This is a genomic window from Olsenella sp. An293 (genome assembly GCF_002159495.1).
Taxonomy (GTDB): Bacteria; Actinomycetota; Coriobacteriia; order Coriobacteriales; family Atopobiaceae; genus Thermophilibacter.
In genome coordinates this window covers 144,209-154,654 of sequence record NZ_NFIT01000001.1, presented here as the reverse complement: position 1 = coordinate 154,654, position 10,446 = coordinate 144,209, and the positions used below count along the sequence as shown (strand labels likewise).

8 protein-coding genes are annotated in these 10,446 nt (G+C 68.8%); 5 read left to right on the top strand and 3 right to left on the bottom strand.

From position 1 onward, the window contains the following. Together B5F85_RS00700 and B5F85_RS00695 are read left to right on the top strand one after the other, a co-directional pair. A complete protein-coding gene (locus B5F85_RS00700) occupies nt 1-1,467 on the top strand; it encodes a glutamate synthase subunit beta (RefSeq protein ID WP_087313406.1) in 1,467 nt (488 codons plus the stop codon). 2 nt (nt 1,468-1,469) lie between these two features. Next, complete coding sequence (locus B5F85_RS00695; protein WP_087313404.1) at nt 1,470-1,664, top strand: hypothetical protein; 195 nt, start codon at nt 1,470-1,472, stop codon at nt 1,662-1,664. A 31-nt stretch (nt 1,665-1,695) separates the two neighbouring features. Here the strand turns inward: B5F85_RS00695 and B5F85_RS00690 are convergent, their stop codons facing one another. Next, nucleotides 1,696-2,628 carry a zinc dependent phospholipase C family protein gene (locus B5F85_RS00690; protein ID WP_087313402.1) on the bottom strand — a complete coding sequence of 311 codons (933 nt, stop codon included), beginning with the start codon at nt 2,626-2,628 and terminating at the stop codon, nt 1,696-1,698. A gap of 201 nt (nt 2,629-2,829) precedes the next feature. Between B5F85_RS00690 and B5F85_RS00685 the strand changes: the two genes are divergently transcribed. From B5F85_RS00685 to B5F85_RS00675, 3 genes are all read left to right on the top strand, one after another. After that, nucleotides 2,830-3,969: an ABC transporter substrate-binding protein gene (locus B5F85_RS00685; RefSeq protein ID WP_087313400.1), complete on the top strand. Its 1,140-nt coding sequence runs from the start codon at nt 2,830-2,832 to the stop codon at nt 3,967-3,969. Between the two features lie 122 nt (nt 3,970-4,091). After that, entirely contained in the window at nt 4,092-5,801 is a 1,710-nt protein-coding gene (locus tag B5F85_RS00680; RefSeq protein ID WP_087313399.1) for an iron ABC transporter permease, read from the top strand. Nucleotides 5,802-5,804: 3 nt separating this feature from the next. Beyond that, nucleotides 5,805-6,881, top strand: coding sequence for an ABC transporter ATP-binding protein (locus B5F85_RS00675; protein ID WP_087313397.1), 1,077 nt, complete (start codon nt 5,805-5,807; stop codon nt 6,879-6,881). 203 nt (nt 6,882-7,084) lie between these two features. Here B5F85_RS00675 and rnhA read toward each other — a convergent pair whose 3' ends face one another. Both rnhA and polA read right to left on the bottom strand, forming a co-directional pair. Beyond that, nucleotides 7,085-7,621 (bottom strand): ribonuclease HI, encoded by a 537-nt coding sequence (rnhA, locus tag B5F85_RS00670; protein ID WP_087313395.1) that lies wholly within the window; start codon nt 7,619-7,621, stop codon nt 7,085-7,087. Beyond that, nucleotides 7,621-10,308: a DNA polymerase I gene (gene polA, locus B5F85_RS00665; protein WP_087313393.1), complete on the bottom strand. Its 2,688-nt coding sequence runs from the start codon at nt 10,306-10,308 to the stop codon at nt 7,621-7,623. Before polA ends, rnhA begins: the two co-directional genes overlap by 1 nt. Between the last annotated feature and the right edge of the window lie 138 nt (nt 10,309-10,446).

Genomic DNA, 10,446 nt, shown 5'->3' with positions numbered 1-10,446 from the left:
ATGGGAAGGCCCGGGGCATATCTGAGCGTGGGGCGTCGCGCCCACGAGCTGCGACCGGTTTTAGAGCGCACCCGCGACTACGACGAGCTCTACGAGCAGCTCTCGCCTGAGCTGCAGCGGGAGCAGGCGAGCCGCTGCATGATGTGCGGCGTGGCCTTCTGCCAGGCCGGAACGGGCTTTGGCGGGGCGCGGCCGAGCGGGTGCCCGCTGCACAACCTCATCCCCGAATGGAACGACCTCGTCTGGCGGGGCCTCTGGCGCGAGGCGGCGGAGCGGCTCGCGCTCACCTCGCCGCTGCCCGAGTTCACGAGCCGCGTGTGCCCGGCGCTGTGCGAGGCTGCCTGCAACCTGGGCTGCCATGACGAGCCCGAGACCATCCACGACAACGAGCGGGCGATCTCGGACTGGGAGTGGGCCCACGGCGGTCCGCGACGGTTCGCCCCGGCGGCCGAGGGCGCGCCCCGCGTTGCCGTGGTGGGCTCGGGCCCGGCGGGGCTCGCGGCGGCCTGGGAGCTCGCCCGCCGCGGCGCGCACGTGAGCGTCGTGGAGCGCGCCGACCGCGCGGGGGGCCTGCTCACGTACGGCATCCCCAACATGAAGCTTCCCAAGGACGTGGTCGCCCGACGCGTGCGCCTCATGGAGGAGCTGGGCGTGGAGTTTGTTCTCGGCACGGACGCGGCCGAGAGGGACGTGGCGTCGGGGCTGCTGGCGGGCTTCGACGCCGTGGTCGTGGCCGTGGGGGCGCGCGTGCCGCGCGGCCTCTCCGCGGCCGGCTTTGAGGAGGGGCTCGCGGCGGGCGGGGTGGTCTTTGCCGTGGACTACCTCGAGGCGTCCACGCGCGCGCTGCTCGACGGCGGCGAGCCCGCCGTGAGCGCGGCGGGCCTGGACGTGGTGGTGATCGGCGGGGGAGACACGGGCAACGACTGCCTGGGCACCGCGGTGCGCCAGGGAGCGCGGTCCGTGGCGCAGCTCGAGTTCCTGCCGCGCCCGGCGGACCCGGGCGAGCCGGGCGCCGTGCGCTGGCCGGAGTGGCCCTCCACGCTCAAGACCGACTACGGCCAGGCAGAGGCCATCGCGCTCATGGGCGGGGAGTGCCGCTCCTGGGCGGTCGACACGCGCGAGGTCCTTCTCGGCGCGGACGGGGCGGTGCGGGGCCTTGCGGTGGCGGACCTCGACTGGTCCGGCGGCAGGCCGGAGCCGGTCGCGGGGAGCGTGCGGGAGCTGCCGGCGCAGCTCGTGCTCGTGGCGTGCGGATTCACGGGCCCGGAGCGGGCGGTGCTGGAGGCGCTCGGCGTGGCTGCGGGCGCGCGCGGGCTTCCGGCGTGCGAGCCCGGGTCTCACCGCGCGGCGGGGACGGACGCCGTCTATGTGGCGGGCGACGCGCGCACGGGGTCGTCGCTCGTGGTGAGCGCGATCGCCGACGCGATGGCGTGCGCGGGCGAGGTCGCCGCCGGGCTGGGGCTCTAGCCATGTGCTGCGAGGGGGGCATCGTCTGGATGGTCAAGGGCGAGGAGCGACCCTTCGAGCCGCTTGAGGACGTGCGGCGCCCCTGGCTCGAGGAGTCGGTGAGCTGGGGCGCGCCGGAGGGCGCCGAGCGCGACAAGGGCGACAAGGGCGACGAGGACGACGAGAGCGACGAGGCCCCGACCCTCGTGTGGCTGTGAGCTCCGGGCGCGCCGAGCTCCCGCCGGCGGCCTATGCGTCCGCGCCCGGGCGCCCGGCGTAGTCCCTGCCCGCCACGAGGCGGCGCAGCTCGGCCTCGTCCCCGCGCACGAAGGCCTCGGCGAGCGCCGGGTAGGCGAGGCGCGCCTCGTCGAAGAGGTCGGCGAAGCTCTCGTGGCGCACGCGGCCGTCGAAGGGGTCGCGCCAGGGCCGGCAGTCGAGGTTGGCGGCGGGGCACTCGTTGTCGCGGAGCACGAGGTGGGCGCAGGCCCGAACGCGCGCACTGCCAAACAGGGCGCGCTCGGCGGCGCCGGCGAGGCGTGCCCCGAGGGAGCCCGCCGGGTCGATCAGACGATAGAGGCGCTCGTAGTCGCGCACGCAGGAGGCGTACTCGCGCGGTCCCAGCGTCACGTCAAAGACGGAGAGGGCAAGCTGGGAGAGCAGCGCGCCCCCCACCCGCTCGATGCGCTCGGTGCGCATGAGGTTGGCGGCGGCGGGGCGCTCCTCGACGGTGGCGTCGCGCTTCTCCCAGAGGATCCAGGTGTCGATGTCCGACTCGATCAGGGCGTGCACCGCGCCGGAGCGGGCCTCGAGGTCATGGTCGGCCGCGCAGAGCGCCCGCTGCTGCGAGACCACGAAGGGGTGCGCCGCGCGGTCGAGGGCGTAGTGGCCAAGAAGGCCCAGCGCGAAGGCGCGGCCGGCGCGCATGTCGGCCTGCGGCAGGTGCCCCACTCCGTCGCGCAGCGCCATGAAGGCGCGCGTGACGCTGCCGCCCTGGATCTTGCGGCCGAGCTCATGGCAGCGCGAGGCGTGAGAGGGGAGCGTCGAGAAGCGCGCGAAGAGCGGGTCGGGCCCCTGGTTGCCCAGCAGGAAGGCGAGCAGCTCCTCCTCGCCGGCGAGCAGCCCCTCCGGCAGGGACGGCGCGATGTCCTCGCCGAAGATATGGTGCGTGATGATCGCGGGCATGCTCGCTCCTTTCTCGCATCCGTCTAGAGTACCGCATCGCGGGCGTCGTGCGGCTCGGCGTCGGCTCGCTTAAACGCTGCCGTACCGTTAAGCGCCGCTCGGCGGAAAGCCCTGTGTAAGCAAACCGTAAGGTGGCTATAAAAAGTAACGGGTGTTACCCCTTCAGGCACATAAGGGAAGAATAAAGGGAAAGGACCAGCCATGACCAACATCTCGCGCAGGAACTTCCTGGCCGGCGCCGCCGGCGCCACCGTCCTCGGCCTCGCCGCCTGCAACGGCAGCGACGGCGGCGACCAGCCCGCCGAGGGCCAGGTCGCCGAGAACAGCGTCGGCGCCTCCGAGGACCTCATCAAGGCCGCCCAGGAGGAGGGCAAGCTCGTGGTCTACGGCTCCTGCGAGGAGGACTACCTCGCCGCCGCCTGCACCCACTTCGAGGAGGTCTTTGGCATCGACGTCCAGTACCAGCGCCTCTCCACGGGCGAGGTTCAGGCCAAGGTCGAGGAGGAGAACGGCAACCCCACCGGCGACGTCTGGTTCGGCGGCACCACCGACCCGTACAACGTCGTGACCGCCGAGGGCCTGCTCGAGCCCTACGAGGCTGCCAACGCCTCCCACATCACCGACCCCAAGTACCAGGACGCCGACGGGAACTGGTACGGCATCTACACCGGCCTTCTCGGCATCATGTACAACAAGGACGAGGTCGAGCGCCTCGGCGTCACCCCGCCGGCCGACTTCGCCGACCTCATCGACCCGCAGTACCAGGGCCTCATCTGGTCCTCCAACTACAACACGGCCGGCACCGCCAAGCTCATCATCAACACGATGATCCAGAAGTACGGCCACGACGAGGGCATCCAGTTCCTCGTCGACCTCGACAAGAACGTCCAGGTCTACACCAAGTCCGGCTCCGGTCCGTCCAAGAACATCGGCACCGGCGAGTGCACGATTGGCCTGGGCTTCCTGCACGACGGCATCTTCCAGATCGTTGACAACGGCTACGAGAACATCGAGCTCGTCGTTCCGTCCTCCGGCACCTCCTGCGAGGTCGGCGCCACGGCCATCTTCAAGGGAGCCAAGCACCCCAATGCCGCCAAGCTCTGGATCGAGTACGCCCTCTCGCCCGAGTGCGTCGAGCTCGCTGCCCAGAACGGCTCCTACCAGTTCCTGGTCATCGACAACGCCGAGCAGCCCGCGATTGCCACCGAGTTCGGCCTCGACCCGAACAACACGATGGACTACGACTTCGAGGACGCCAAGGCCAACACCGACACCTACGTCGCTGAGGTCATGGAGGCCCTCGGCGGTGGCGACGACCGCTTCGAGACCGAGGACGCATAAAGCCCCGGACCTGCTTTCTTATCGCCCGCCACGGCGGGACACGCGTGATCTGAGCCGCGCCGGGCGGATCTTCATCCGCCCGGCGCCCCTCCATGTAAGACGACCTATGAGAAGGGGTGGCTATGGCTAGAACCCAGAGCGCTGAGCTTGACCGCAAGAAGCTCCTGGCCGATCCCATCATGATCACCACGATCGTGGTGCTCATCGCGTTTCTGACGCTGTTCATCCTGTACCCGCTCGCGATCTTGCTGGTGGACAGCTTCATCACCGAGCGCGGGCCGAGTCTGGAGGTCTTCCAGCGCATCTTCGAGATGCACACCTTCACGACGGCCATCACCAACACGCTCGCCGTCGGCCTGCTCGTGAGCGTGGCGTCGGCGCTCGTGGGACTGCTCTTCGCCTACGTCGAGGTCTACGTGAAGCTGCGCACGCGCTTCCTCTCGGGCCTCTTCAAGGTGGTCTCGATGCTGCCGGTGGTCTCGCCGCCGTTTGTGCTCTCGCTCTCGGTGATCATGCTCTTTGGCAAGGCTGGCATCATCACTCGCTACCTGCTCGGTATCTACGACAACTCGGTCTACGGCTTCTGGGGCATCTTCGTGGTCCAGACGCTCACGTTCTTCCCCGTGTGCTACATGATGCTGCGCGGCCTGCTCAAGAACATCGACCCGTCGCTCGAGGAGGCGGCCCGCGACATGGGCGCCTCCCGCTGGAAGGTCTTCACGTCCGTCACGCTGCCGCTCGTCCTTCCGGGACTCGGCAACGCGTTTCTCGTCACCTTCATCGAGTCGATCGCCGACTTTGCCAACCCCATGATCATCGGCGGCTCCTACGACACGCTGGCCACCACGATCTACCTGCAGATCACGGGCGCCTACGACAAGGAGGGCGCCGCCGCGATGGCCGTGGTGCTGCTGTGCATCACGCTGCTCATGTTCATCGTGCAGAAGTACGTGCTCGAGGCCAAGAGCACGGCCACGCTCACCGGCAAGGCCTCCCGCGCCCGCATGCTCATCACCGACCGCTCCGTGACGCTGCCGCTCACCATCCTGTGCGGCGCGGTGGCCCTCTTCGTCGTGATCATGTACATCTGCGTGCCCTTTGGCGCCCTGTTCAAGACCTGGGGCTACGACTTCTCGCTCACGCCCAAGTGGTTCATCCAGGTCTTCGAGCGCTACCACGGCTTCGAGGCGTTCCGTGACTCCTTCGTGCTCTCGCTCATAGCCGCGCCGCTCACGGCTCTGCTCTCGATGATCATCTCCTACCTCGTGGTCAAGCGGAACTTCCGCACCAAGGGCTTCATCGAGTTCGTCTCGATGCTCGCCATGGCCGTTCCCGGCACGGTCCTCGGCGTCGGCTTCATCCGCGGCTTCTCCGCGGGCGTCTTCCGCACCGGCTTTCTCCAGGGGCTCTACGGCTCGGCGGCCATCCTGGTCATCGTCTTCATCGTGCGCTCGCTGCCCACCGGCACGCGCTCGGGCATCTCGGCGCTGCGCCAGATCGACAAGTCCATCGAGGAGAGCGCCTACGACATGGGCGCGGACAGCTTCACGGTCTTCCGCACGGTGACGCTGCCGCTCATCAAGGACTCGTTCCTCTCTGGCCTCGTGACGGCGTTCGTCCGCTCCATCACGGCCATCTCCGCGATCATCCTGCTCGTGACCCCGCAGTTCTTCCTCATCACGGTGCAGATCAACGAGTTCGCCGAGAAGGGCTCCTACGGCATCGCGTGCGCGTTCGCCACGATTCTTATCGCCATCACCTACGGCTCGGTTCTGCTCATGAACCTCGCCATCAAGCACTTTGGCACCAGCAAGTACACCGAGGAGGCATAACGTATGGCCAAGGAGAAGAAGGGCGTGCGCCTGGAGCACGTCTCCAAGATCTACCAGGACCCCAAGACCAAGAAGGACTTCTACGCGGTCCACGACGCCAACATCGAGATCGCGCCCGGCGAGTTCGTGACGCTGCTCGGCCCCTCGGGCTGCGGCAAGACCACGATCCTGCGCATGATCGCCGGCTTCGAGAGCCCCGACGAGGGAGAGATCTACCTCGGCGGCGAGCCCATCAACGAGCTCACGCCCAACAAGCGCGACACCGCGATGGTCTTCCAGAGCTACGCGCTGCTGCCGCACTACAACATCTTTGACAACGTGGCCTACGGCCTCAAGCTCCGCAAGCTGCCCAAGGACCAGATTGCCGAGAAGGTCCACGCGATCCTCAAGCTCGTGGGCCTCGAGGGCATGGAGGACCGCATGACCAACCAGCTCTCCGGCGGCCAGCAGCAGCGCGTGGCGCTCGCCCGCGCGCTGGTCATCGAGCCGGGCGTGCTGCTCTTCGACGAGCCGCTCTCCAACCTCGACGCCAAGCTCCGCGTTGACATGCGCAACGAGATCCGCCGCATCCAGCAGGCTGCCGGCATCACGGCCATCTACGTCACGCACGACCAGTCCGAGGCCATGGCGCTCTCCGACAACATCATCATCATGAAGAAGGGCGTCATCGACCAGGTGGGCGACCCGCACACGGTCTACTACCACCCGGTGGACGAGTTCGTGGCCGACTTCATCGGCGAGTCTAACTTCCTGCGCGGCAAGCTCAGCGAGAAGGACGGCGAGTCCGGCGTGGCGATGATCGAGGGGCACCCGGTAGAGGTTGCGAGCGTGGGGCACCTGTCGGTCGGTGACGACGCCGTGCTCGTGCTTCGCCCGGAGGCGGCCAAACTCGCCGACGAGGGCGTGCTCCCGTGCAAGGTGACGCTCTCGCGCTTCATGGGCAACTACCAGAACTACCAGGTCATGGTCGGCGACACGCTGGTCAAGATCACCGACTTCAACCCCAAGAACCACAAGATCTACGAGGTCGGCGACGAGGCGTTCGTCCAGTTCACCCCCGAGGACGTGCACGTGCTCTAGCGCGCGTCCTTCTCGTCCGCTCGTGTCCTTGGAGTTTGGACTTTTGTACGGCCATCCCGCCCCGCTCGTTAGTCGAGAAGGGCGGGATGGCCTATCTAGCTGCCCATATATGAAACAAAACGATAGCGCGCGAGGAAGTGGCCGTACAAAAGTCGGAGTTCGGCTGGGCGGGGGCGCAGGCGAGAAGGACCTTGGCCCGCACCTTAGCCCTCGAAGCCGACGTCCTCCTGTAGGTCATGCCCGTCCGCGGCGGCCGTGGCCAGGGCGTCGCAGCGCTCGTTCTCGGGATGCCCCGCGTGTCCCTTGACCCAGACCCACGTGACGTCGTGCGGCGCGGCGGCGGCGATCAGGCGCTGCCAGAGGTCGACGTTTTTCACGGGCTGCTTGCTCGCAGTCTTCCAGCCGCGCTTCTGCCACCCCGCGATCCAGCGCAGGTTGAAGGCGTTGCAGACGTACTGCGAGTCCGTCGTCATCGTGACCGCGCAGGGGCGGCGCAGCGCCTCGAGCGCGGCGATCGCGCCCATGAGCTCCATGCGGTTGTTGGTCGTGCGCCGGTAGCCGCCGGAGAGCTCGCGCTCGTGCGTGACGCCGTCCGGACCGGTGTAGCGCAGGACCGTCCCAAAGCCGCCCGGGCCCGGGTTGCCGCGCGAGGAGCCGTCCGACCACGCCTCAACCCGCGGGACAGAAACCTCCGGGGTAACTGTCCCGCGGGTCTCGCAGAACTCGTTCCAGCTCGCCACTACTTGGCCTCCGCCCAGTTGCGGCCGTAGGAGACCTCGGCCAGAAGCGGCACGCGCAGCGTGACCACGCCCTCCATGGTCTTGCGCACGAGTTCGCTCACGGCCTCGACCTCCGCCTCGGGGACCTCGAGGTCCAGCTCGTCGTGGATCTGCAGCACGAGCTTGGCCGCCAGGCCCTCCTCGTGCAGGCGATCGGCCACGCGAACCATCGCGATCTTGATGATGTCGGCGGCGGTGCCCTGCATCGGGTGGTTCATCGCCGTGCGCTCGCCAAAGGCGACGAGCTGGCGGTTCTTCTGCCTGAACTCCTTGATGTGGCGCTTGCGCCCGTAGAGCGTCTCGGCGTAGCCGAGCTCGTGGGCGCGGCGCACCGCGTCGTCGAGGAAGGCGCGCACGCCGGGGTAGGCCTCGAAGTAGCGGTCGATCATCTCCTGCGCCTCGGCGCGGCCGATCTTGAGCGAGCTCGCGAGGCCAAAGGCCTGCTGGCCGTAGACGATGCCAAAGTTCACGGCCTTGGCGCGGCTGCGCAGCTGCGGCGTGACCTCCTCCACGGGCACGCCAAAGACGCGCGCGGCGGTGGCGGCGTGGAAGTCCGCGCCCTCGCAGAAGGCCGCGATCAGGTGCTCGTCCCCGGAGAGGTGGGCGAGCAGGCGCAGCTCGATCTGGGAGTAGTCGCAGGCGAGAAAGACGGACCCCTCGGGCACGGTGAAGGCCTGGCGCACGCGGTGGCCAAGCTCCGAGCGGGTGGGGATGTTCTGCAGGTTGGGGTCGGAGCTCGAGAGGCGACCCGTAGCCGTCACCGTCTGGTTGAGGGTGGTGTGGATACGCCCGTCGCCGGCAACGAGCGCGGGCAGGGCGTCGAGATAGGTGCTCTTGATCTTGGCGCGCTCGCGGTACTCGAGGACCTCGGCCACGATCGCGTGGTGCGCGGCGAGGTCGCCCAGCACCTTGGCGTTGGTGGAGTAGAAGCCGCGCTTGGTGCGCTTGAGTCCGTAGGTGGGAAGCCCCAGCACGTCAAAGAGGACGTGGCTGAGCTGCTGCGGGGAGTCGATGTTGAAGCTCTCGCCCGCCTCGGCGTGGATCTTGTCGACCATGTCGTCGATCTCGGCGCCGAGCTCGGCGGACTGGGCGGCCAGGACCTCGGTGTCCACGCCAAGGCCCAGGCGCTCCATCTCGGCGAGCACCGGCAGCAGCGGCATCTCCATCTCGTCGAACAGGCGCGCGGAGCCGTCCTTCTCAAGACGATCGCGCAGGACGGCGACCAGGCGCTGGGCGCCTGCCGCCTCGAGCGCCGCGGCGGGGAGCGCCTCGGTGGGCTCGGGCAGGCCGCCCTCGAGGTAGGCCTCGGCGAGCTCGGGCACCGCAAAGCCGCCGCGCTCGGAGTCGAGCAGGTAGGCGGCCACGCCCACGTCAAAGATGCGCGCGGGGTCCGCCTCGCGCGGGGCGAGCGCCTCGGGGCGGGAGGAGTCGGCGGGGGAGAGGACGTGCAGCAGCGCCTTGACGTCGCCCGCGGCCAGGCGCCCCTCTCGGAAGAGGCGCGCGAGCGCCGCGTCGGCCTCGTCGCCCTCGAGCCGGCAGATCTTGTCGTCCGTGGCGGCCCAGAGCACGTGGGAGAGGCCAAAGAGTGCGCCCTCTGCGCGGTCGTCGTCGAGCGCCGCGCCGATCCAGCCGCCGGCGGCGATGGCCTCGTCGAGCGCCGTCGCCGCCTCGTCGCCGGCGAGCGGGGCGGGAAGCTCGATCGCGGGAGCTGCGGGCGCCCCGCTCTTCTCGCCCAGCACGGCGCGCGCGACGGCCACGGCGTCGTCTCCGGCGAGCCGCACGAGGCGCGAGGTCATACCCGTGAAGCCGAGCGCCGAGAAGGCGCGCGCGACCTCGGCGGGGTCGAAGGTGGGGAAGCGCGCGTCGGAGAGGTCCAGCTCTATGGGGGCGTCCGTGCGGATCGTGGCCACGCGGCGGCTCACGAGCGCGTCGTCGATGTGGGCGCGCAGGTTCTCGCCCATCTTGCCCTTGACCTCGTCGGCGTGGGCGATGACCTCGTCGAGGCTGCCGTACTCCACGATGAGCGCGGCCGCCTTCTTGGGGCCGATGCCGGGAACGCCGGGGATGTTGTCGGAGGTGTCGCCCTTGAGGCCGTAGAAGTCCGGCACGAGCTCGGGCGTGATGCCGTGATAGAGGTCCTCCACGGTGGCGGGGTCCATGATCTCGACGTCCGTGACGCCCTTCTTGGTGGAGACGATCTTCACGCGGTCGGTCGTGAGCTGGTACATGTCGCGGTCGCCGGTGAAGAGCAGCATCGTGTAGCCCGCCGCCTCGCCGCGGCGCGCCAGCGTTCCCAGGATGTCGTCGCCCTCCCAGCCCTCGAGCTCGGCCACGGGCACGTCGAGGGCGGCGAGCAGCTCCTTGACCATGGGGAACTGCTCGTGCAGGGCCGGGTCCATCGGCGGGCGCTGGGCCTTGTAGGAGGGAAGCATCTCCATGCGCACCCGCGGCTTGCCCTTGTCAAAGGCGCAGATCACGCCGTCGGGGCGGAAGGTGTCCACGAGCTTGATGAACATGTTGAAGAAGCCGAAGAGCGCGTTGGTGGAGCGGCCGTCCGGAGCGTTCATGGGCTGGCGGATCGCGTGGAACGCACGGTGCATGAGGGAGTTTCCGTCGATGACGGCGATGGTGCGCGTGGTCTCGTCCATGGGGTTCCTCTCGTCTGTGTGCTCGCCCCATTGTAGGCGAGAAGGACCTGCGGGGCGCGGGGCCGCCCGCGGCGCGAGGTCCTTCTCGCCACAAAACGGCTCCACGACGGCAACGCAAACGCACCACGAGCTTCACGC